A 22,797-nucleotide genomic window follows, 5' to 3' on the forward strand; every position below is an offset into this window, starting at 1 on the left:
TGAGTACAGCACAGCGTTCGATGGCCGCCAGGCCGTCCAGGGGCGGCCACGGCCAGATGCGCGGTCGCATGGAGAAACCTGAGAGCTTCGGGCAGGCCATGAAGCAGTTGGGGCGCTTCTCCAAGCGATACATCCCAGCCGTGATTGTGGCTTTCGCTTTCGGCGCGGTGGGCGCGGCCTGCCAGATCGTGGGCCCCGACTGGCTTAAGAGGGTGACCGATGCCATCGCTAAGGGCATGCCGGCCATCGTCCACGGGCGCCCCGTCATGGCCTCGATCGACCTGGGCTATGTGGAGCGCGTCTGCTTCGTGCTCGTGGGCCTGTACGTGGGCTACGCCTTGTTGACCTATGTGCAGTCCTGGATCATGGCCACGCTCACCCAGCGCACCGCCCAGGGCCTGCGCGAGGCCATCTCGAAGAAGATCAACCGTCTGCCCCTCAGGTACTTCGACAGGGTCTCCTACGGAGACGTGCTCTCACGGATCACCAACGACGTGGACGCTATCGGCCAGACCCTGGGCCAGAGCCTGGGTTCCTTGGTGATCTCAATCACTACGTTCGTGGGCTCGTTGATCATGATGTTCGCCAACGACGTGATCATGACCGTGGTGGCGATTGGGTCGGCGGTCGTGGGCGGCATCCTGATGATGGCCATCATGGGGGTCTCCCAGAAGTACTTCGTGCGCCAGCAGATCGCCCTGGGCGACGTGAACGGCCACGTGGAGGAGAAGTACTCGGGCCACGTGATCGTCAAGGCGTACTCGGGCGAGCGGGATTCGATCGAGCAGTTCGAGCGGTACAACCAGGACCTGTACGAGTCGGGCTGGAAGTCCCAGTTCCTCTCCTCGCTGATGATGCCGCTGATGAACTTCGTCGGCAACTTCGGCTACGTGGCCGTATGCGTGGTCGGCGCCTCACTCGCCATGAACGGCAAGATATCCTTCGGCGTGATCGTGGCCTTCATGATGTACATCCGCCTGTTCACGCAGCCCCTGAGCCAGTTCGCGCAAGCCTTCCAGAACCTCCAGCGCACCGCGGCCGCATCCGAGCGCGTCTTCGGCTTCCTGGACGCACCCGAGATGGCCGACGAGTCCGACAAGCGGGCCCTGCTGGGTCGGTCGGCGGATGGAAGCCCCAAGCCGGTGCGCGGGCAATTGGACTTCGAGCACGTGAACTTCTCCTATAAGCCGGATCATCCGATCATCAAGGACTTCACCGCTCAGGCCCAGCCAGGGCAGAAGGTGGCCCTGGTCGGGCCGACAGGCGCTGGCAAGACCACGATGGTGAACCTGTTGATGCGCTTCTATGAGCTGGATTCCGGCGACATCCGCATCGACGGGGTCTCCACCGAGGATGTGCCCCGCTGGAACGTCCACGACCAGTTCTCCATGGTCCTGCAGGACACCTGGGTCTTCCGCGGCACGGTCAAGGAGAACGTGATTTACTCCAAGCAGGGGGTCACCGACGAACAGGTGGTCTCCGCCTGCCAGGCCGTAGGGTTGGACCGTTTCATCCGCACCCTGCCCCAGGGCTACGACACGGTGCTGACCGACGACACCTCGCTCTCCCAAGGCCAGCGGCAGTTGCTGACCATCGCCCGGGCCATGGTCCAGGACGCGCCGATTCTGATCCTTGACGAGGCCACATCCTCGGTGGATACCCGAACTGAGGAGTTGATCCAGAAGGCCATGGACGCGCTGACCGTGGGCCGGACCAGCGTGGTTATCGCCCACCGCCTGTCGACCATCCGCGACGCCGACCTGATTCTGGTAATGGACCACGGCCGAATCATCGAGCGGGGCACCCACGAGCAGCTGCTTAAGCAGGGCGGCTTCTACGCCGACCTCTATAACAGCCAGTTCGCTTCAACCGAGCTCCTGGCCTAGGGCGGCTGGCGCGACAGGCCGCGCGGGGCGCTTGCCGGTCGCTCGCGGATATGGTATCTTAGACAAGTTGTGTGTTTGAGCGGGTGCTTGCAGCCGCCGGCCCAGCGCACGGTAGGACTTGGAAGAACGACGTCAAAGGGAGTCATCATGGCAGCTCGTTGCGCAGTGTGCGGCAAAGGCCCGCGCTCTGGTTACAGTGTTTCACATTCGCATATCCGCAATAAGCGCGTCTTCCGCCCCAACCTGCAGTCCGTGCACACCCAGATCGACGGCGAGAACGTGCGCGTCCGCGTGTGCGTCAAGTGCATCAAGGCTGGTAAGGTGCAGCGGGTCGCGGCCTGACCCATCCGGCGGAAGTCGGCTGTTTTTCGGACCTCCCAGGGCTTAGGCCCTGGAGGTCTTTTTCGTATTCGGCCTCCGGGTCTTCCGGTAGAGTCGGAAGGGCAGGGAGGAGGAGCCATGGAGAAAGGTCCGGCTGTCAGCCTGGATAGCGCGGTCTCTGCGCTACTGCCCAACAAACGGCGGGTCAGCGCGCTCAAATCCCTGGGAATCACGACCGTGGGGGAGGCTCTGACCTACTACCCTTTCCGGGTGAGCGAGCCAGTGCCGGTGCTGCCGATTCGGTCCGTGCGCCTGGGCTCACCAGTGGCCTTCGCGGCCCGGGTGAAGTGGGCGCGGGTGGTGCCTATGGGAAGCAAGCGGGGCCTGCGCCTGGACGTGCTGGTCAGCGATGAGGACTTCGCGGCCTCGTGCGGGGTGGCCTCGTCCTCAGCCCGCCTGGTCTTCTTCTCGCACCGTAAGTCCTACATAGACTGGATGAGCCTGCGCCTGCGCCCCGGCGCCCGGGTCGTGCTGGCTGGCGAGCCCTCCGTCTTCAACGGCCAGCTGCAGTTCACCCACCCGGACGTCCTCCTGCTGCCTGAGGCGGGCGGGGGCGAGGGGGGCGCCGACCCTCTGCCGGGTTCCATTCGACCTGACGCGGACTCCCAGGAACAGGCCCTGGCCAAGGTCTCGCGGCCCAGACCGGTCTACCACGCCAACTCCCGCATCTCCTCAGACCACATCCATGACGCGATTCTGGGTTTCATCCGCCTCCTGGCCCGGGCCCACGGCGGCGGGACGGCTCTGGGGGAGCAGGCCCAAGGCGCGACCCTCGGCACAGCCCAGAGCGCGAGCCAGGGGCAGCCCTTCGAAGGCGAGATGGAACCGGCGATCGACGCTGAGGCTTTCGGCCGGGCTGTGCCCGATATCCTGCCTGAATCGGCGCGCGTCAACGGGCACTACCTCCACCGGGCCCAGGCCTTCCTGGGGATGCATGACCCCGGCGCTGTGGAGGACTTCCGCGAGGCCTTGCGGACCCTGCGCTTCGAGGAGGCCTTCGTCTCCCAGACGGCCCTCCTGCGCAGCCGCGAGGACTCCCGGAGGGTCCGTGCCTACCCCTGCCCCCAGCCGGGCCAGGATTCCTTGGTCACCCGCTTTGTCGACTCGCTGCCCTTTCGTCTGACCCAGGGCCAGGAAGAGGTCATAGGGCGCATCGGGGGCGACATGGCCCGTGACTACCCGATGCAGCGCCTCTTGCAAGGCGAGGTGGGCTCAGGCAAGACCGTGGTCGCCCTGGCCGCCATGCTTCAGGCCGTGGACGCCGGTTTCCAAGCCGTCTTGGTGGCGCCTACTCAGGTCCTGGCCGAACAACACTTCGAATCAATCGGCCGGATGCTCCAGGCCCTGGCCGCCTCCGGCCCTGCCGCCAGCGCCGGCACCGAGCCCAGCGGTGGCGCGGACGCAAGCGAGGGCCAGTCCAAGCCTGAGCACGTAAACGAGGCGGGCCAGGTGCCGCTGGTCCTGCTGACCGGCGGCATGCGCCTGGCCGAGCGTCGCCGGGCCTTGGCGATCCCCGCTTCCGGACGGCCCTGCATCGTCGTCGCCACGCACGCTGCTTTCTCCAAGACCTTCCAGGCCCCCCACCTTGCCCTCGCCGTCATCGACGAACAGCACCGCTTCGGCGTCGAGCAGCGCGAGGCCCTGCGCCGCAAGTCCGAACGTTCCCCCCACCTGCTGGTCATGACCGCCACGCCGATCCCGCGCACCGCCGCGATGACGTGGTTCGGCGACCTGGACATCTCTTCGCTCACCGAGCTGCCCGGCGGCCGCAAACCCATCAGGACCTTCGTGGTTCCGGAGGCGGATGGCCCCACTATGGCGGCCATGTTCCTGCACATCCGCGAGCGGGTCCAGGCTGGGGAACGGGCCTACATCGTCTGCCCCCGCATCGACGAGGACGAGGAGGGCGCTCAAACCGGGTCTGGCGCCAAGCGCAAGGGCTCCGCCCGCCGTTCGGCTGAGGGCGACCTGCCGGAGATCGACCCGTACGCCCAGGCGGATGCTGAGGGCGCCGAACCTAAGCCTCGCCTGCATTCGGTGGAGGAGATGAGCCATCGCCTGGCCGCGCTGCCCCAGTTCCAGGGCATCAGCATGGCCACCCTGACCGGTCGCGACGATGATGAGACCAAGAACCAGGTGATGGCGGACTTCTCATCCGGCAAGACCCAGGTCCTGGTTTCCACCACCGTCATCGAGGTGGGCGTGGATGTGCCCCAGGCTTCGCAGATCGTCATCTTCGACGCCGACCGATTCGGCCTGTCCCAGCTCCACCAATTGCGCGGCCGGGTGGGGCGCGGCGGCACCGACAGCTGGGCCTTCCTGGTCTCGCGCGCCGAATCCGATTCCCTGGCCGCCCAGCGCCTGGAGGTCATCCGTGCATCAACCGACGGGGCCGAGATAGCCCAGGCCGACATCGAGATGCGCGGCGCGGGCGATGTGCTGGGCGACGCCCAGTCGGGCGGCCGTTCATCGCTGAAGCTCTTGCGCGTGGTCAAGGACGCGAAGATGATCGCCCAAGCCCGGGAACAAGCCGAGGGGCTCCTGAAGCAGGACCCGGAGCTTAAGGGCCATGTGGAGCTGGCGGGCGCGGCCCTGGACTTCACCCGGGGTAATGAGACCTTCCTGACCTCCACCTGAGCCCGCCGCGCCCCTGCAGCGGGCGGTCCAGGAATCATCCATCAGCCAGACAGAGGGAGGGCGGCGGCCATGCGCGTCATCGCCGGTAGGTTCAAGGGGGCGGCGATACCGTCAGCGCTCAAAGGCACCCGGCCCACGACCGATCGGACCAAAGAGGCGATGTTCTCCCGGTTGGACGCTTGGGGGGCTCTGAGCGGCGCCCGGGTGCTCGACCTCTACGCTGGCACCGGAGCGCTCGGCTTCGAGGCTCTCTCCCGTGGGGGTCGCGGTCTGGTCGCCGTTGAGGCCTCGCGTCGGGCCGCAGGCTTGATTTCCCGCACCCTGGCCGCGCTTAAGGCCTCACCGGCCTGGGGGGAGGATGACAGCGCCCAGGTGCTGAGCGTCAAGGTCGAGCGCTTCCTGGAAGCGGAGGTGGAACGTTCCCGTGAAAGCCACGCGGAGCGGTCATTCGATCTGATTTTCATCGACCCGCCCTACGCGCTGCCGTCGGCGGACTGCGATCGCATCCTGGATTCCTTAGCGGCCCGCGGCCTGGCCTTGTCTGGATGCCTGGTCGTCCTGGAGCGTTCCGCCCGTTCCGAGCCGCCGCAGCTGCCCGAAGGCTGGTCCCTGGATGACGAGCGGACCTACGGCGAGACCCGCGTCTACTACATCTCCAGAATCTAGCCTGCGAGCTCAGCGGCAGGCTAGAACCGGCTGTTTAGGCGGCGCCGGCCGAGCCTGGCACGGGCGCCGACCTCCAGCGACGCGACCCGTTGATCGCGCGAGGCGCGAACGAACGCTCCGACCGGGCCGCCTCCTGGGATGGCGGGCTGGCCACTGGCTCTGGTCCTCATGCCCCTAGCCAGCCCGAGGCCTCGCGCTCCAGGGTCGTCAGTCCTCGTGGGGGCGGGGGTGATCGCCGTCCACCCTCCAGCCCAGGTCCTCCAGCTTGGCTAAGTCGTGCTTATCCAGTTGGGAGCAATCCAGGCGCTCAATCAGGTCCGGCCGGATCCGACTCGTGCGCTCAAGTGCTTCATCCCAGCGGAAACGGTCCACTTTGGCGTGGTCGCCGGAGATCAGCACCTGCGGCACCTCCATGCCCCGCCAGTTGGTTGGTCGCGTGTACTGGCGGTACTCCAACAAGGGTTTCGCGCCGGTGTAGGACTCCTCCTCGATTGAGGCGGGATTGCCCATGAACCCGGGAAGCAGGCGGGCGATGGCCTCCATCATGACCGATACGGCCACCTCGCCACCGTTGAGCACGTAATCGCCAATCGAGTACTCGCGCACGTCCAGGCCCTGCCCCCGGTAGTAGTCGGGGATGCGGGCGTCGTAGCCTTCGTAGCGGCCGCAGCCGAAGATCAGATGGTCCGCCTGGCTGAGCTCGGCGGCATCGGCCTGTTTGAAAAGCGGGGCTGAAGGGTTGGGGAAGATGAGCACAGGCCGTCCGCCCCGCCCGTCGCGGGCTTGCTGGACAGGGGCGTCCTCTGACCTTTCCGTGGGAGTGGCTTGCGCGTCTCCCGTTTCCTCCGCGCCGGCCGCATCCAGGCCCAGCAAATCATCCAGGCACTCGGCCCAGACCTGCGGCTTCATCACCATCCCGGCCCCGCCCCCCACGGGCGTATCGTCCACCGAATGATGCACGTCGTGGGTCCAGTCGCGCAGGTTGTGAGCCTTGACCGTCACCAGCCCCTTGTCCTGGGCTTTGCCCAGCAGGCTCAGCCCCGCTACCTCAAAGTATTCAGGAAACACTGAAACAATATCGATCTTCATGCCCCTCACTCTAACCGTCGCCCCGCCCCGCCTTCCCCGACGTCGTCCCCGCTCTCGCTGGCTGGTGAGAGACGTTGGCGCATATGCGTAAGGCGTCGCGTGCCTGCCGTCCTTGGGCCGGATAAGGCCGTCCGAGGGTTGGGGCGGGTACAGGTCCATGCGTCGGGTTAGGGAAAGATTGGGCGAAAGGGGGTGTCTGGGGCGGGGTTGGTGAGATGATTGAGGGTGTGGTTCCCAACCAGGCTTCATCAATGTTGCATGAGGCCAGGCGAGTTCGGGCGCAGTCATGATGGCGCCCTGTCGGTTTCGCAGGCTGTCGAGGGCCTGCAGGCGAGAACGCTCACGGAAAAGGGGTAGACATGAAAGTGGCCATCTTCTCCACCTGCGTGGTAGACCTGATGTTTCCCAATGTAGGCAAGGACATGGTCGAGGTCCTGGAGCGCTTCGGCTGCGAGACCTGCATGCCCATGCAGCAGATTTGCTGCGGCCAGCCGACGTTCAACAGCGGATACATCAAGGAAACCAAGCACGTGATGCACAACGAGGTCGACGCCCTGCTTGGCGTGGACGCGGACTATATCGTGGGCCCGGCCGGCTCCTGCGTCAACATGCTCAAGGAGCTTCCCTTCCACCTGAAGGGTGAGCCAGCGTACCAGGCTAAGGCCCAGGCTGTGGCGGACAAGACATACGAATTCTCCCAGTTCCTCTACCGGGTCCTGGGCGTCGAGAACGCCGGCGCCGAACTGGACGCCGTGGCCACGTACCACCGTTCCTGCCACATGACCCGCCTGCTGGGGGAGCGCACCAGCCCCTTCGTGCTGCTGGACCATGTCAAGGGTTTGAAGATGATTCCACTGCCGCATATCGAGAACTGCTGCGGGTTCGGGGGCATGTTCTCCATGAAGGAGCCTGAGATTTCCCGGCAGATGGTGGATGAGAAAGTCAACGATGTGCTCTCCACTAACGCCTCGGTCCTGATTTCCTGCGATCCGGGCTGCCTGATGAACATCGGCGGACGTTTTAACCGCCGGGGCGAGAAAATCACCATCATGCACCTGGCGGAAGTGCTCAACCACAACGTGGACATGAGCCGGGTGACCTATGTGGATGCCAAGGAGAACGAAGGGGTGCCGGCATGAAGACCGCAACGATGATTCGTAATAACGACCATGATTTCCTGACCCGCGTCGCCGATTCCGAGAAGAACACCTTCGCCCAGAAGGCCGTGGCCAAGGCCCAGGACGCCCAGTGGGTCAAGCGCGAGGGCGCCCGCCAGGAGCTGGGCAACTGGGAGGACTGGCGGGACCTGGGCGAGCAGATCCGACAGCATTCGGTGCGCTATCTGCCGGACTACCTGGAGGAGTTCTCCGACAACGTGGAGAAGAACGGCGGTCACGTCTTCTTCGCCCAGACCGACGTGGAGGCGCGCGACTTCATCGTCAATCTGGCCAAGGAAAAGCAGGTCAAGAACGTCGTCAAGTCCAAGTCGATGGTCACCTCCGAGATCGGCATCGACAAGGCCCTGCTCAAGATTGACGGCATGAACCTGCTGGAGACCGACCTGGCCGAGTTCATCCTCCAGCAGGACGACTGGGACGAACCCACCCACCTGGTGTTCCCCGCCCTGCACAAGAACCGCGACCAGGTGCGCGAGGTATTCATGAAGAAGCTGGGCTATGAGGGCGACAACGACCCCCAGCACTTGGCCCGCTTCGCCCGAAAGGTCATGCGTGAGCGCTTCCTGAAGAACGAGATGTCGATCACCGGCTGCAATTTCGCGGTGGCTGACAACGGCATGATCAACCTGGACACCAACGAGGGCAATGCCGATTTGTGCATGGCCATCCCCAAGATCCAGGTGGTCTGCATGGGCATGGAGCGGATCGTGCCGAGTATGCGCGAGGCCGAGACCATGGATAACATGCTGGCCCGCTCGGCGGTCGGCCAGAAGATCACCACCTACTGCACGTTCACCTCGCGACAGGTGGACGGGGAGGCCGACGGGCCTGAGGAGTTCTACGTCGTCATCATCGACAACGGCCGCTCCAACGCCCTGGGCACCGACTTCGAGCCCATCCTGCAGTGCATCCGTTGCGCCTCCTGCCTGAACGTCTGCCCGATATACCGCCACATCGGCGGCGAAGGCTACGGCTCCATCTACCCCGGACCGGTCGGCTCCGTGCTCTCGCCCGTCTTGCAGGGCAATTACGACGACTTCTCCGAACTGCCCTACGCCTGCTCCCTGTGCTCGGCCTGCACGGCCACGTGCCCGGTCAAGATTCCGCTGCATAAGCTGCTGATCAAGCACCGAGAGATTGAGATGGACGACCTGCACCAGAGCAAGCTGATTGATGACGCGGTCATGCGGGTGGTGGGCATCGGCACCGGCCACTCCTCGCTCTTCCGCATGGCCTTGGGCTTGGACCACACCATGCTCACCCCCCTGCAGAAATCCAAGCCGGAAACAGCCGAGAACCTCTACTCCAACGGTAAGCACCTGGAATGGATGCCGTTCGTCTTCGGTGGTTGGACCAAGGTGCGCGACCTGCCTGATCCGCCTGCCCACTCCAAGAACTTCCGTTCCTGGTTCCGCGAGCATAAACGGGAGCAGGCCATGCAGGGAGGCGGACAACCCGCTGAGCCCCAAGCGCCTAAGAATCCGAACGCCTTCCGTCCCAGCGGCGAACCCGTACTGAAGGCCGATGGGTACTACCAAAATGGCCATCGAATCACCGAGGAGAGGGCGCACGCCGAAGGGCAGGCCGCAGCGCCCGGACGGGTCGCGTCACGGGCAGCTTCGCTCTCCCAGGAGGAAGTACCGGCTGGCAGCCACATCGACGGTGATGACATCGCCAAGGCAGCCGCCCGTCAGGAAGGAGTGCAAGAGCATGACTGACCGCGAGACCTTTCTGAATTACCTGGCCGAAAAGGCCCGGCGCCCCCGCCACCAGCTGGCCGACAACCCCCTGGTGCCGGTCAACGACCTGCCGGAGACCACACTATCCGGCAAGAGCCAGGACGAGCTGATGGAGATCGCCAGGGCCAACAGCAAGGCCGTTAATGTGAACTTCCAGACCACCAGCAAGGCCGGTCTGCCACGCGCTTTGGACGACTTCATCAGGGCTAAAATCTCCGACCGCCCGGACGACGAGTATCAGGCGAACGGCCACAACCACCTGTTGCTGCCCACATCCGACCTGTACGCGGACTTCGGTCTGGAAGGTTGGAGGGATGGCCTGCACGACCCGGAGCCCACGTTCTGGAAGCCGGGCGCGGGGCGGGACGCGAACATTGACACGGCTGAGCACGCCGGGGCGGCGATCGCCTTCGCCGATTACATGCTGGCCGAGTCCTGCTCGATCACTACGGCCACCACGCCGGGGCAGGGGCGGGCCTTCCACTTCCTGCCAGTGCACTACCTGGCCATCGTGCGCAAGTCCTGCATCCTGCCGCGCTCGCGCCAGGCCATGGACCGCTACGACAAGGCCATGAAGTCCGGCGAGCTCAAAACCTCCAACATCAACATCATCACCGGCCCGTCCAACACCGGTGACATCGAGATGGTGCTGGTCGTGGGCGTCCACGGTCCCTTGGACATGACCTACCTGGTCGTCGAGGACATGTAGGGCAGAGCCTGGGCGTTGATAAGGCGACCCCCTGCCGGAGGATCAATAATCCTGGCAGGGGGTCGCGGTGCGTCTGCTGGGAGGGGAGGGGTACGTGGCCCCTGCCTCCGCCTAATCCAGGCCGGGTAAGAGGCCCTTGGGCGGGTCGATGCCAATGTATCCCGCGTCCGGGTCCACTTCGGGCACTAGCTGCTCTACAAACGGCACTAAGCCGGTCACGGGTCCGGCCTCTTCGTCCGTCCCGTTCTCGCCGTGGTCGCCCGCCTTGCCGGTGGGGGCGAGCTCTATTTCCAGGAGCTGCTGGGCGGTGGCGTCAATCACGTCCTTGACGGTGCCCACCAGTTTGTCAGCCGGCAATCCCAGGGCGTTGCCGGGGGCCATGCGCACTTCAAGGCCAATGAGGTCCTCCAAGTACCAGGCATCGTCTTGTTCTTCAGTTTCCGGGTCGGGCTCCACGTACAGCTCGGTGCCGCTCAGGGCTTCGGAGGCGTTCCGGTCCGCCACGCCCTCAAAGAGCACAATCCAGCGGCTTTTGAATCGACGGGAGGATACGACGGTGAACGCCCGGCTCCGGTCGGCGGTGGTGAGCACGGAACCGGGGGAGAAGCGGCGTTCGGGCTCATCGGTGTACGCGAACACGTTCACCTCGCCCTTGAGCCCTTGAGCGCGCCCAATACGGCAGACCCTCAACAGTCTTGACTGCTGAGGGTCTGCAACCGAGCGATTGGCGTCCGCGCTCACCTGCGTACGTCCATGATGTCGACGCGGATCTTATGGTCGCTGATGGCCTGGGCCACGGTGCGAACGGCGTTGGCCGTCCGCCCGTTGCGCCCGATCACACGCCCGATGTCCTCCGGGTTCACCCGCACCCGCAGCAGTTCGCCACGGGCGTTCTCATGGGAGCGCACGGAGACGTCGTCGGGGAAATCGACAATGTTCTTAATCAGGTGTTCGACTGCTTGCGCGAGCATGGCAATCACTCCTCCAAACGCTTCAGGTCCCCTGGGGCCGCTCACTCGGCGGTGGGGTTCTCCTCTTCACCGGACTGGGCTTCGGCGGTCTCAGCCTCGCTGTCCTGGGCCGCCTTGGCTTCGGCTTCGGCCTTGGCCTTCGCCTCGGCCTCGGACTTCTTGGCCTTGAGCTTCTGGGCCTCGGCCTCTGCCTGCTCGATGCGGGCTTGGGCGTCCTTCTCGGCCTGGGGCACCTTCAGCGTGCCCTCCTGGCCGGGCAGACCCTTGTACTTCTGCCAGTCGCCGGTGATCTTGAGCAGGTTGGAAACCGGCTCGCTGGGCTGGGCGCCCACACCGAGCCAGTACTGCGCGCGCTCGGAGTCGATCTTAATCGTAGAAGGCTGGGTGTTGGGGTTGTAGGTGCCGATCTCCTCGATCACCTTGCCGTCGCGCTTCTTACGCGAATCGACGACGACCACGCGGTAAAAGGCGTAGAACTTCTTGCCCATTCTCTTCAGGCGAATCTTGGTTGCCAAAGCGGCTCTCCTTGTAGCTAGGTTTGCGGTATCCGCACTCCATGTGGGGCATGGAATCCAGGCGCCACGTGTCCTCGCGCGCGACGGTATGAGAGGGCCCGTCCACACGAATAACAGCAACAGTATACCGCTCAGACCGGATAAATCGTGCGTGAACGATGCGCCTGAGCCGCGCGACGGGCCCTGGCTCCAGCGGGAGGTCCCTCAGGCTGCTTGCAGGGTGGCCACCAGGGCCATATGATCGGTGGAGGGGATGCGCAAGGAACGCAGTCCGGTGCAGGCCAATCCTTGGGTGTGCAGGACATGGTCGATCTCTATGAGCGGGGGCAGGGTAGCCCAGGATGCGGGGAACGTGGGATGAAGCCCCGCGCTGGCCTCGCCGCCGGCGTCAAGCAGGTGGCCGTCGCTCAGCAGACGGCGGAAGGAGGGGTGGTGGACTGATGAATTGAGGTCGCCCATGATGAGCGCGTCATCCGCGTCTCCCGCCTGCCGACGCGCGCTGGCTTGGGCGGCGGGGGAGGGGGCCGCAGGGCTCAGGCCCGCCAGAGCCAAAATCGAGGCCCCCCAGTTGCTGCCGCCACGCTGAGGGGATTTGGGGTGGGCTGACGCGACCAGTATCGTGCGCCCCAAAGCTTCTACCGTCAGTGTCGGCACGGCGGAAGCGGGCAAGGATACCGATTGAGGGCGCCGGCCCTTCGGCTGGATCCGGCTGAATACCGCATTGAAACCGCCGTTGTCGTCAGTGGTGGCGACCCCTACTGATTGGTAGGGCAGCACCATGGGCAGTCCAGCTTCCCGGAGGCGGTCGAGCAGGGTCTGGCTGACCTCTTGCAAAGCGAGCAGATCCACATGCTGGCGCTCGACCGCGGCCTTTATGGCCTGCGCATCGGCGTGGCCATACTTGCAGTTCAAGCTCATGACGGTTAAACGCTTTGGGCTGACCGTAGCGGCGTCAGGCTGGCTGAAACCCGGAAGGGCGGATATGGCAAGGACCCCGGAAGGGAGGTGGAGAAGGAAGGGGAGGAGCCAGATGGTTTCCAGGAGCAGCAGAAGCGTGGCGGCTACCGCTTGAGGCCAGGCGGTGATGACCAGGGACCAAACGAGCAGCACCATCAAAGGCGCGCTCAGTAGTGGTACGAGGGCTATCAGCTCGGGCAGGGGCCGGTGCCAGTCCCAGCCGGCGGGCAGGTAGCGCAAGGCCATCCACAGGGCGCATAGGGCCAGCAGGGCCCAGAGCAGGGTGGACACGCGGCTGTCAGGCTCCTAGGAGCCCGCCCAGGCCACCGCCTAGGTTCGGTGGAATCTGGGGCATGCCATCGGGCACCTGAGTGGTCTGGGGCTTCGCGAAAGCGGAACCCGAGTTGGGCGCGCCGGAGCCCTTGCCTCCGGACAAGCGCTCGCGCAAGGCCTTCTCCTCCGCCTCGCGCTTCATTGGGTTGCCGGAGCGGGATTTACCCTTCTTCTTGCTTTTCTTGCCCTTCTTCGACCCCTTGCCCCCAAAACCGGGCATACCGGGCATCTGACGGACGCCGTTGGTCATCCGCCGCATCATCTTGGCGGCCTGATCGAAGCGCTGGAGGAGGCCGTTGACCGAGGAGACGGTGACGCCTGCTCCGTAAGCGATGCGGGCGCGGCGGGAGCCGTCGATGATCTTCGGGTCACGCCGCTCCTGGGGGGTCATCGAATTGATGATGGCCTCCGTGCGGTCGACCTCCCTCTCGTCGAACTGCTCCAGCTCCTTGCGGTGCTGGGCCATGCCGGGGATCATGCCCAGAATCGACTTCAAGGAGCCGAGCTTGCGCACCTGCTGCAATTGGTCCATGAAGTCGTCCAGGCCATAGGAGCCCTCGAGCATCCTCTCGGCGGCCTTGCGCGATTCCTCCTCGTCGAACTCGCGTTGGGCCTGCTCGATCAGGGTCAGGATATCGCCCATGTCGAGGATGCGGGAGGCCATGCGATCGGGGTGGAAGACCTCGAAGTCCTTGAGCCCCTCGCCGTTGGAAGCGAACAGAATCGGTTTGCCGGTCACTGAGGCTACGGACAAGGCCGCGCCGCCACGGGCGTCGCCGTCCAGCTTGGAGAGCACCACGCCGGTGAAGTCCACGCCCTCATCGAAGGCCTTGGCGGTTTGCACCGCGTCCTGGCCGATCATCGCGTCGATCACGAACAGGATTTCGTCGGGGTGGACCGCGTCGCGGATGTCGCGCGCCTGAGCCATCAGCTCCTGGTCCACGCCCAGACGGCCGGCCGTATCGATAATGACCGTGTCGTAGAGCTTGGACTGCGCCTCTTGAATCGAGTCGCGCGCCACCTTCACCGGGTCGCCGGTGGCTTGACCAGGCGAAACCACGTCCGAGCTTTCGGTCTGTACGCCGGGCTGGGGGGCGTACACCGGCACACCGGCGCGCTCGCCGACCACTTGCAGCTGGGTCACCGCGTTCGGCCGCTGCAGGTCGGCCGCCACCAGCAGGGGGGTGTGGCCAGCGTCTTTGAGCCAGTATCCCAGCTTGCCGGCCAGGGTGGTCTTACCGGCGCCCTGCAAGCCCGCGAGCATGATCACAGTGGGCGGGGTCTTGGCGAAGTTGAGCGGCCGGTCCACGCCGGCGCCCAGAATCTGCGTGAGCTCGTCGTTGACGATCGAGACCACCTGCTGGGCCGGATTGAGCGCCTCCGACACTTCGGCGCCCAACGCGCGTTCGCGCACCTTGGCTGTGAAGGAACGCACCACGTCGAGCGACACGTCGGCGTCCAGCAGGGCGCGGCGAATCTCGCGGATGGTGCCGTCGATATCGGATTCACTCAGCTTGCCCTTGGAACGCAAGTGGGTGAAGGCGTTCGACAGCCTGTCGGTCAAAGAAGAAAAAGCAGCCATAATCCCATAATTCTAGCGGTCGCCCGGGAAAAGACGGCAGGACCGGCCGGGCTCAGCCTTCCAGCTGCCAAGTGGGGCCGGTTGGGGTGTCCTCTATGGTGATGTGGGCCTGTGCCAGGCGGTCGCGGATGGCGTCAGCCTGGGCGAAGTCCTTGGCGGAGCGCGCGGTCTGGCGGGCGGCGAGCTCCTGGGAGACCAGGGCGTCCAGGGCCTCGTGGGCGGTATCGGCGGCGGCCCCCCGTCCTGGTTGGGCCCAATGGGGGTCAAGAGGGTCAAGGCCGAACACGTCGAGCATGGCGCGTACGTCCAGCAGGTCCCGCAGCAGTCCGTCCTGGGCGTCGCGGGCGTTCGGGTCACCGGCAATCCCGGCCATGCCGGAATTAGCGCGGCGGATGGTGGCGAACAGAACCGCCAGCGCCTCGGGCACCTTGATGTCGTCGTTCATGGCGGCCACGAAATCGGCGGGCAACTGGTCGGCCGTGCGCTCGGCCACCTCCTGCCGGGAGGGTTGCCAGCCCAGGGCCTTACCGGCGCGATCCACGAACCCGTTGATGCGCTCATAAGCCGCCTGCGCCTCGTTCATGGTCTGATCGCCCCACTCCAGCATGGAGCGGTAGTGGGTGGAAACCAGCGCGTACCGCACCACCCAAGCGGGGTAGGCGTCCAGCACGGCGTCCGCGGCCAGCCCGTTGCCCAGCGATTTGGACATCTTCTCGCCTTTTTGCGTCACCCAGGCGGTGTGCATCCAGCGGTGGGCGAACCCCCACCCAGCGGCGTGGGATTGGGCCATTTCGTTCTCGTGATGAGGGAAGCGAAGGTCCAGTCCGCCACCGTGGATGTCGAAATCCGCGCCCAGGTACCGCCGGCTCATGGCCGAGCATTCCAGGTGCCAGCCCGGGCGTCCGGTGCCGAACGGCGTGGTCCAGCGGGCGGTCGGCGGGTCGGTGGGCTTGGAGGCCTTCCAAAGGGCGAAATCCCGGGGTCCGCGCTTACCTGAGGCCAGGTCGGCGTCGTCAGCCGGTTTGTACTGGTCCGGCCCTTCGGCGTCTACGCTCGGCCCCATGCGGTCGGCCACGGCGGCTTGCTCGTCGGCGGCTTGGGTGCCGGTCTCCTGGTGGGTGAGCGCCCCGTACTCGGGCCAGGATTCCACGTCGAAGTACACGTTGCCGGATGGGCGGCCTTCCTCGTCGGGCACGATGTAGGCGTGGCCCCGGTCGATCAACCGTTCCACCAGCTCAACCATCTGCGGCACATGCCCGGTGGCGCGCGGTTCGTAAGTGGGGGGCAGGGCCCCCAGGGTGTCGTAAGCGGCGGTGAACTCGCGCTCATAGATGTAGGCGCGTTGCCACCATTGTTGGCCGGCGGCGGCCGCCTTATCCAGGATTTTGTCGTCGATGTCGGTCACATTGCGCACGAGCGTCACTTGGTAGCCCAGCTTGAGCATCCAGCGGCGGATCACGTCGAAGGCGAGCGTGGTGCGCAGGTGGCCCACGTGCGGCGAGCTCTGCACCGTGGCCCCGCACACGTAGATCCCCACCCGGTCCGGTTCGATGGATTCGAAGGCGCTCACCGCCTTGGTCGCTGTGTCATACAGCCGCAGCCCCGCCGCCGCTCGGCTCAGAGAATCGTTGAAATCGCGCGCTTTCGAGCTCATATCCATAGGGTTGATGCTACCCGCCAAGCCTGACATCGAGCCCTGCGTCATCCGCCCGGTTCCGCGCAGGCTTGCGCGGATTGTGCGCCCGGTTTTCCACTCGGAAGCGAGGGTGGGGCGCGGCGGTGTGAGGGGCGTGCGTGATGCGGTGTCGGTCGGAGGCGGAATGAGGCCTGGGAGGGTGGATGGTCGGGGAGAGTCAGCGCTTGGAGGCGTAGGGAGAGGAGCCTGTCTGACGGGGCGTGTGTCGCTAGGGTGGTGGGCGTGTCACAATGGGGGTATGGCGAAACGCACTGTGCTGGTCATCCAACATGCACCCTGGGAACGAGCCGGGCGAGTCGGAGAGGCCTTGGAAGACGCCGGGCTCGATATTGAGACCCTGAGCGTGGTGGACGTGAATAAACCCGAACTGCCGAAGCCAGGCGAGCTGGCCGGGTTGGTCCTGATGGGCGGGCCTATGCGGGCGGATGACTACGAGCACCACCCGGGGCTCAAAGCCGAAACCAAGCTGGTCAAGGAAGCCACGCAAGCGGAGGTGCCGGTGCTGGGCGTCTGCTTGGGGCACCAGATACTGGCCCGGGCGCTCGGTGCGCGCTTGCAACCCAGCGACGGGATGCACCAGGGGATGGGAACCGTGAAGTGGGTGGCGACCGACGATGCTGTGTCCACCTGGGCGAACAAGACCACCCCGGTGCTGCAATGGCATTCGGACTCGGCAAGCCTGCCGGAAGGTGCCAAACTGCTGGCCAAATCCGCCGACACCAAGGTCGAGGCGTTCCGGGCTGGATCGGCTTTGGGTCTGCAATTCCACTTGGAAGTGACCGGACCGCTGTTCGAGCAGTGGCTTGACATGCCGCAAATGGTGAAAGGGCTTAAGAAGAGGCAGATAGCCGAGCTATTGGAGGACTTCCAGGCCAAGGACGACCTGGTCCAACCGTTGGCGGACTCGATCTTCTCCGCTTTCGCCGCGCGCTGCTCCACCTGCGCGGCGCAGCCCGTCGGGGAGTAAGGCAGGCGGACTGGCTCAGTCCTCCAGATCCTCGCCGATCTCAAGCCACTCCTCTTCCAGGGGCTCGATTTGGGCTTGGATGGTTTTGACTTGCTCGTTGAGCTGGCCCAGGCCCTCGTAATCGGCTGGGTCGTGAGCCGCCATCCGGGCCTGCAAGTCCTGGACCTGGGTGTTGAGCTTGGAGAGTTTGCGCTCGATGGCGCGGGCGCGTTTGCCCAGCTCCCGCTGGGCCTGGCGGCCCGATTTGCCGGCCTGGGAGGAAGCGTTCTTAGCGGTGGCGCTATAAGCTGAATTCGGGCTGCGGGTTCCGCGCGCGTCGCCGCCGATCTCGGGGGAGGAGCCTGTCCCAGATTTTGCGGATTTGACCATATCCAGGTAGTCATCCACGCCGCCGGGCAGGTGGATCACCTTGCCGTCCAGCAGCGCGTATTGCTGGTCAGTCACGCGCTCCAGCAGAAAACGGTCGTGGGAGACGACGATCAAGGTGCCAGGCCAGGAGTCCAGCAGGTCCTCCATGACGGCCAGCATGTCGGTATCCAAGTCGTTGCCTGGCTCGTCCATGATCAGCACGTTGGGCTCGTCGAGCAGGATAAGCAGGAGTTGCATACGGCGCTTCTGGCCGCCGGACAGGTCGCCTATGCGGGTCATCAGCTGGGCGGAGGAGAAGCCCAAACGCTCCATCAGCTGGGAAGGCGTGACCTCCTTGCCCTCGACTTCGTAGGTGGCCTTATAGCGGGAGAGGACCTCACGGATACGGTACTGGGCCAGCTCCTCCAGCTCGTCCAAACGCTGGGTGAGGACCGCGAACTTGACCGTCTTGCCGATTTTGACATGGCCGGAAGTGGGCTGGACGGTGCCGTCAATCAGGCCCAGGAGGGTGGATTTGCCTGCGCCGTTGGCGCCGACGATGCCGAAACGGTCGCCCGGGCCAATCAGCCAGGTCACGTCGTCGATCACCGTGCGAGGCGGATACGACTTGGTCACGTTCTTGAGGTCCACCACCTGCTTGCCCAGGCGGGAGGTGGCCATGCGCTTGAGCTCCAGGGAATCGCGGATGGGCGGTACGTCGGCGATCAACTCGTTGGCGGCCTTGACGTGGAACTTCTGTTTGGTGGAGCGGGCACGGGCGCCGCGAGTCAGCCAGGCCAGCTCCTTGCGGGCGAGGTTCCTGCGCTTGGTCTCGGCCACGTCCGCCTGGCGGTCGCGCTCCACGCGCTGGAGCATGTAGGCCGAATAGCCGCCCTCGAAGGGGTCGATCGCGCCGTCGTGCACCTCCCACATGCGGGTGCAGACCTCGTCCAGGAACCAGCGGTCGTGGGTGACGACCAGGAGCGCTCCCGAGCCCTTGGACCAGCGGTGCCTCAAGTGCTCGGCCAGCCAGTGGATGGTGAGGATGTCCAGATGATTAGTGGGTTCGTCAAGGGCCAGGATGTCCCAATCCTGGAGCAGGAGCCGGGCCAGGTCCGCCCGCCGCCGCTGCCCGCCGGACAGGGAGCCCACCGGGGCGTCCAGGTCCATGCCGGCCAGCAAGGTCTGCACGATTTCGCGGGACTTGGGGTCGGATGCCCACTCGTAATCCTCGCGGTCGCCTAGGGCCGCCTGGCGCAGGCTGTCCTCGTCGCGCAGGGGGTCGCGCTGGTCCAACCTGCCGAAGGTCAGGCCGCCCCGGCGGGTCACGCGCCCTGAATCCGGCTCCTGGTCGCCTGCAAGCAAGCGCAGGAGCGTGGACTTGCCGTCGCCGTTGCGGCCGACGATGCCAATCCGATCACCTTCGAAGACGCCTTGGGTCACATCGGTGAAGATGTTCTTGGTGGCGAAAGAGAGGGAGACGTTTTCCAAACCGAGGTCATAGGTAGGCATGATTCACCAATCTAGCGCGCGGCCTGGAGCGCGCCGGACCAGTTCAGCGGCCCGTTCGGGAGCCGATCTCGGTATCCGGCACTTTCTCCGAGAGGGCTTTGGGGCCCCGGGTGACCGCCACCGTGCCGGAGCGCACCATCTCCACAATGCCGAAAGGGGCCAGCAGCCCCAGCAGGGCGTCCAACTTGCCTTGGGCGCCGGTAGCCTCGATCGTCAGCGATTCAGGGTGGACGTCCACCACGCGCACGCGGAAGAGCTGGACAATCTCCAGCACGTCGGAACGGTTGCGCTCATTGGCTTTGACCTTGATGAGGACCAGCTCGCGCTCCACGGTCCGGCCCGGGTCCAGCTCCACGATCTTGAGCACATGCAGAAGCTTGTTCAGCTGCTTGATGATCTGCTCCAGCGGGGCGTCCTCCGCCTCCGTGGTGACCGTGATGCGGGAGATGTCCGCGCGTTCGGTGGAGGAGGCGGTCAGCGAGGTGATGTTGAAGGAGCGACGGGCGAACAGGTCGGTGATGCGGGCCAGGGCGCCCGGCCTGTTCTCCGCCAGAATCGAGAGGGTGTGCTGCTGGGTGCCGTTGTTCGTAGCCATTGTTCAAGCCTTCCCTTGCTGCTCGGGCCGCGGTGCCTGGCCGTCGGCCCCGTGGGTTGAGCCCTGGGCCGCCAGCGGGGTGACACCCGGCCGGTAGACGATTTCGCTGTTCGAGGCGCCCGGGGGCACGACCGGCCACACCTGGGCATCCTTCCAGACGCGCATGTCGATGAGGACCGGCCGGTCGTTGACGGCCAAGGCCCGCTCGATCGCGCCGGTGACCTCCTGGCGGTTGCTGGCCCTGATGCCAAGGCAGTCGTAGGATTCGGCCAGCTTGACGAAGTCCGGCACCGGCAGCCCCGGGCCGTCCGCCGGGCCGGCTGCGCCGGAAGCCAGGTCGCTCAGGATGTGGTGGTCCCCGTAGAAGAGGGTCTGCCACTGGCGAATCAGGCCGTAGGAGGCGTTGTCGAGGATTGCGATTTTGAGGGGGAGTCCCTCCTGGCGGGCCACGGCCAGCTCGCCGCTGGAGGCCTGGAAGCCGCCGTCGCCCTCGATCAGCCAGACCGGACGGGAGCCTGCGACGCCCACTGTCGCGCCGATCGCGGCCGGTAGCCCGAAGCCCATGGTCCCCATGCCGCAGGAGGAGATGAAGGAGCCAGGGAGCTCGAAGTCCAGGAAGAGGCTGGCCCACATCTGATGCTGGCCTACGTCCGTGACCCATAGGGTGTCCGGCGAGGCCAGGCGGCCCAGCTCCTGAATGGCCCACTGCGGCTCGACCTGGCCGTCGGGGGCCGGGTCGTAGGTCGATGGGAACCGCGAGCGCCAGGCGTCGATCTGCCGCCACCAGGGGGCCAAGTCGGTTCGGCCCAGGCGCTCTTGGACGCGGGGGAACTCCCGGTTCAGGTCGGTCAGCACTTGGGCAGCATCGCCTACGATAGGCACGTCAACGGTCCGGTTCTTGCCGATTTCGGCCGGGTCGATGTCAATGTGGATCACCTTGGCGGCAGGGGCGAAACTCTCCAGGTCGCCGGTCACCCGGTCGTCGAAGCGGGCGCCGACCGCCAGCAGGAGGTCGCACTCCTGCATGGCGCCGTTCGCCGCCACTGTGCCATGCATACCGGGCATGCCGAGCACGTGCTGGTCGCTGTCAGGCACGATCCCGCGGGCGGATAGGGTGGTCGTGACCGGGGCGCCGGTCAGCTTCGCCAGCTGCGCCACCTGCTCGGAGGCGTGGGCCCGGGTCGCGCCTCCGCCCACGTAGATCACCGGCCGGTACGCGCGGGCCAGGAGTTCGGCCGCGTCCTGGAGCATGTGCCCGTGGGCCTTGGTGGTGGGTTTGTAGCCCGGCAGAATCATCCGCTGGGGCCAGGAATAAGCCATGCTTTGGGTTTGGGCGGTGTAGGGCAAGTCGATCAACACCGGGCCAGGCCGTCCGCTGAGGGCCACATAGTAGGCCTCGGTCAGCACGCGGGGGATGTCCTGGGCCTGGGTGACCAGGTAGGAGTGCTTGACCACTGGGTAGGTCATGCCCAGTATGTCCGCCTCCTGGAAGGCGTCCGTGCCCATGGCCTCGGCCCCCACTTGGCCGCTGACCACTATCAGGGGCACCGAGTCGCGGGCCGCCTCCGCGATGGGGGTCACCATATTCGTGGCCCCTGGCCCGGAGGTGACCAGGCAGACACCCGGCTGGCCGACGGCCAACGCATAGCCTTCAGCGGCCTGACCGGCGGCCTGCTCGGTGCGGGTCAGGACGAAGCGGAACTTCGTGTCTGGGCCGATCGCGTCGAAAGTCGGCAGAATCTGGCCGCCGGGCAGGCCGAAGACCACCTTGACGCCCAAGTCCTCCAAGGAGCGGACGAGGGCCTGGGCCCCGGTCATCGGCTCGCCGGCGGGCTCCGCATCGCGCGCGGTGTCTTTGTCTGACGGCTCCTTGGGAACCGAGTTGAATGCTTGCAGAGGTGTCGGCAGTGCCATCAAGCTCCTATCCCCTCGTTTTTATACAGTCTAAACGCCAGACCGACAGGATGGGGAAGCGGTTCCTCATAGTGGGAAGGCCGTGAGGGGGGGGGGGGGGGAGGCTTCCGGCTGGGGTTGAGCCGGCAGCGCCCTTGGCTGACTACGGGGCGGGGATGGGTCAGGAGCGGTCGGAGCTGTTCTCCTCCTACGCCTCCTGCTTGGACTGTTCTTCCTGGGCGAGCTCCCGCTCCTCGGCTTGCTCCTGCTTGAGCGCTTTCAGGGCGCTGGGTCCATCCAAGGCCTTCCACGCCTGTTCGGCGGCGGCCAGCTGGGCCTTGCGCTTGCTGGAGGCCCGTCCGTGGCCGATGACCGAGTGGGTGCCCTCTAAAACCAGGTCCGCTGTGAAGACCTGGGCGTAGTCCGGTCCGGAGACCGCCATCCGGTACTCGGGTTGGCCTAATCCCGACTGGCGGGCTTTCACGCTGATTGAGGTCTTCCAGTCCAAGGCCGGGCCTTCGGTGGCCACTTCCGCCAGCGTGTCGTCCACCAGCGTGTGGACGGTCTTGCGGGCGCCCTCGATGCCGTGTTCGATGAAAACCGCGCCGATCAGCGCCTCGACTGTGTCGCACAGGATCGAGTTCTTGTCCGATCCGCCGGACTCCGCTTCGCCCCGGCCCAGCAGGATGTACTGGCCCAAGTGGAGCTTGCTGCGGGCTATGGCGGACAGGGAGTCCTCCGAGACGGCCTTGGCCCTCATCTTGGCCAGCTGGCCCTCGTTCATGCTTGGATGGTCCTTGTACAGGGTTTCGGTGGAGACCAGCTCCAGCACCGCGTCGCCCAGGAACTCCAAGCGCTCGTTATTGGGCATCCCCTCGTGCTCGTGGGCGAAGGAACGATGGGTGAGCGCATGGATCAGCAGGTCCGGCTTGAGGGATTGCCCCAGGGCCTTGAAGAGCTCCCTGGCGGGCAGCTCCTGGCTAGCGGTCCCGTCTTGCGCCTCCTGGCTGCCCGCCGCCTCGGTCCGCATGGCGGCTTGCGTCGACCTGCCGTGCGTTTCGCTCCCCTGCGCTTCGTCGTGACTTGATGAGGTCATGTCCCGCTCCTAACCAGCCTGCCGAGGCCTTCCTCAGGCCAGCGCGC

At 65.6% G+C, this 22,797-nt stretch carries 19 protein-coding genes; 8 read left to right on the plus strand and 11 right to left on the minus strand.

Translation table 11 applies throughout. The features are described 5' to 3' along the window. Positions 1-20: 20 nt before the first annotated feature. The 4 genes from AB656_RS07255 (at position 21) to AB656_RS07270 (ending at position 5,570) form a co-directional block, all read left to right on the plus strand. Entirely contained in the window at positions 21-1,886 is a 1,866-nt protein-coding gene (locus tag AB656_RS07255) for an ABC transporter ATP-binding protein (protein ID WP_414630307.1), read from the plus strand. A gap of 147 nt (positions 1,887-2,033) precedes the next feature. Next, positions 2,034-2,228, plus strand: coding sequence for a 50S ribosomal protein L28 (rpmB, locus tag AB656_RS07260; RefSeq protein ID WP_033504689.1), 195 nt, complete (start codon positions 2,034-2,036; stop codon positions 2,226-2,228). A 117-nt stretch (positions 2,229-2,345) separates the two neighbouring features. Beyond that, positions 2,346-4,904 (plus strand): ATP-dependent DNA helicase RecG, encoded by a 2,559-nt coding sequence (locus AB656_RS07265; protein WP_033504690.1) that lies wholly within the window; start codon positions 2,346-2,348, stop codon positions 4,902-4,904. A gap of 69 nt (positions 4,905-4,973) precedes the next feature. Beyond that, complete coding sequence (locus AB656_RS07270; protein WP_033504691.1) at positions 4,974-5,570, plus strand: RsmD family RNA methyltransferase; 597 nt, start codon at positions 4,974-4,976, stop codon at positions 5,568-5,570. Between the two features lie 207 nt (positions 5,571-5,777). Here AB656_RS07270 and trmD read toward each other — a convergent pair whose 3' ends face one another. Then, positions 5,778-6,659 carry a tRNA (guanosine(37)-N1)-methyltransferase TrmD gene (gene trmD / locus AB656_RS07275; RefSeq protein ID WP_033504692.1) on the minus strand — a complete coding sequence of 294 codons (882 nt, stop codon included), beginning with the start codon at positions 6,657-6,659 and terminating at the stop codon, positions 5,778-5,780. Positions 6,660-7,018: 359 nt separating this feature from the next. Here trmD and AB656_RS07280 point away from each other — a divergent pair, with 359 nt between their 5' ends. From AB656_RS07280 to AB656_RS07290, 3 genes are read left to right on the plus strand one after another with little or no spacing between them, the layout of a single operon-like run. Then, positions 7,019-7,798 carry a (Fe-S)-binding protein gene (locus tag AB656_RS07280; protein WP_033504694.1) on the plus strand — a complete coding sequence of 260 codons (780 nt, stop codon included), beginning with the start codon at positions 7,019-7,021 and terminating at the stop codon, positions 7,796-7,798. Further along, positions 7,795-9,555 carry a LutB/LldF family L-lactate oxidation iron-sulfur protein gene (locus tag AB656_RS07285; RefSeq protein WP_201777328.1) on the plus strand — a complete coding sequence of 587 codons (1,761 nt, stop codon included), beginning with the start codon at positions 7,795-7,797 and terminating at the stop codon, positions 9,553-9,555. The genes AB656_RS07280 and AB656_RS07285 overlap by 4 nt, the downstream gene beginning before the upstream one ends. Next, positions 9,548-10,285: a LutC/YkgG family protein gene (locus tag AB656_RS07290; protein WP_033504695.1), complete on the plus strand. Its 738-nt coding sequence runs from the start codon at positions 9,548-9,550 to the stop codon at positions 10,283-10,285. The genes AB656_RS07285 and AB656_RS07290 overlap by 8 nt, the downstream gene beginning before the upstream one ends. A 111-nt stretch (positions 10,286-10,396) precedes the next feature. Here AB656_RS07290 and rimM read toward each other — a convergent pair whose 3' ends face one another. From rimM to cysS, 6 genes are all read right to left on the minus strand, one after another. Continuing rightward, complete coding sequence (gene rimM, locus AB656_RS07295) at positions 10,397-11,026, minus strand: ribosome maturation factor RimM (RefSeq protein WP_033504696.1); 630 nt, start codon at positions 11,024-11,026, stop codon at positions 10,397-10,399. Next, the gene (locus AB656_RS07300; RefSeq protein ID WP_033504697.1) at positions 11,023-11,256 is read right to left on the minus strand and encodes an RNA-binding protein; all 234 of its coding nucleotides are present in this window, start codon (positions 11,254-11,256) and stop codon (positions 11,023-11,025) included. Before AB656_RS07300 ends, rimM begins: the two co-directional genes overlap by 4 nt. 41 nt (positions 11,257-11,297) lie before the next feature. Next, entirely contained in the window at positions 11,298-11,771 is a 474-nt protein-coding gene (rpsP, locus tag AB656_RS07305) for a 30S ribosomal protein S16 (RefSeq protein ID WP_033504698.1), read from the minus strand. A gap of 204 nt (positions 11,772-11,975) precedes the next feature. Next, positions 11,976-13,019, minus strand: coding sequence for an endonuclease/exonuclease/phosphatase family protein (locus tag AB656_RS07310; protein ID WP_051905374.1), 1,044 nt, complete (start codon positions 13,017-13,019; stop codon positions 11,976-11,978). Between the two features lie 7 nt (positions 13,020-13,026). Then, positions 13,027-14,643 carry a signal recognition particle protein gene (gene ffh / locus AB656_RS07315; RefSeq protein ID WP_033504699.1) on the minus strand — a complete coding sequence of 539 codons (1,617 nt, stop codon included), beginning with the start codon at positions 14,641-14,643 and terminating at the stop codon, positions 13,027-13,029. A gap of 52 nt (positions 14,644-14,695) precedes the next feature. After that, on the minus strand, positions 14,696-16,303 hold the full coding sequence (gene cysS, locus AB656_RS07320) for a cysteine--tRNA ligase (protein WP_033504710.1): 1,608 nt from the start codon (positions 16,301-16,303) through the stop codon (positions 14,696-14,698). Between the two features lie 274 nt (positions 16,304-16,577). On the opposite strand from cysS, the gene AB656_RS07325 reads away from it, so the two are divergent. Further along, a complete protein-coding gene (locus tag AB656_RS07325; protein WP_033504700.1) occupies positions 16,578-17,306 on the plus strand; it encodes a type 1 glutamine amidotransferase in 729 nt (242 codons plus the stop codon). 15 nt (positions 17,307-17,321) lie between these two features. Here the strand turns inward: AB656_RS07325 and AB656_RS07330 are convergent, their stop codons facing one another. The 4 genes from AB656_RS07330 to rnc form a co-directional block, all read right to left on the minus strand. Continuing rightward, on the minus strand, positions 17,322-19,166 hold the full coding sequence (locus AB656_RS07330; protein WP_033504701.1) for an ABC-F family ATP-binding cassette domain-containing protein: 1,845 nt from the start codon (positions 19,164-19,166) through the stop codon (positions 17,322-17,324). A 43-nt stretch (positions 19,167-19,209) separates the two neighbouring features. Then, positions 19,210-19,761 (minus strand): acetolactate synthase small subunit, encoded by a 552-nt coding sequence (gene ilvN, locus AB656_RS07335; protein WP_033504702.1) that lies wholly within the window; start codon positions 19,759-19,761, stop codon positions 19,210-19,212. A gap of 3 nt (positions 19,762-19,764) precedes the next feature. Next, entirely contained in the window at positions 19,765-21,675 is a 1,911-nt protein-coding gene (ilvB, locus tag AB656_RS07340; protein WP_051905373.1) for a biosynthetic-type acetolactate synthase large subunit, read from the minus strand. Positions 21,676-21,862: 187 nt separating this feature from the next. After that, positions 21,863-22,684 carry a ribonuclease III gene (gene rnc / locus AB656_RS07345; protein WP_051905445.1) on the minus strand — a complete coding sequence of 274 codons (822 nt, stop codon included), beginning with the start codon at positions 22,682-22,684 and terminating at the stop codon, positions 21,863-21,865. Positions 22,685-22,797 lie beyond the last annotated feature (113 nt).

It is taken from the genome of Bifidobacterium actinocoloniiforme DSM 22766 (assembly GCF_001263395.1).
Lineage (GTDB): Bacteria > Actinomycetota > Actinomycetes > Actinomycetales > Bifidobacteriaceae > Bombiscardovia > Bombiscardovia actinocoloniiformis.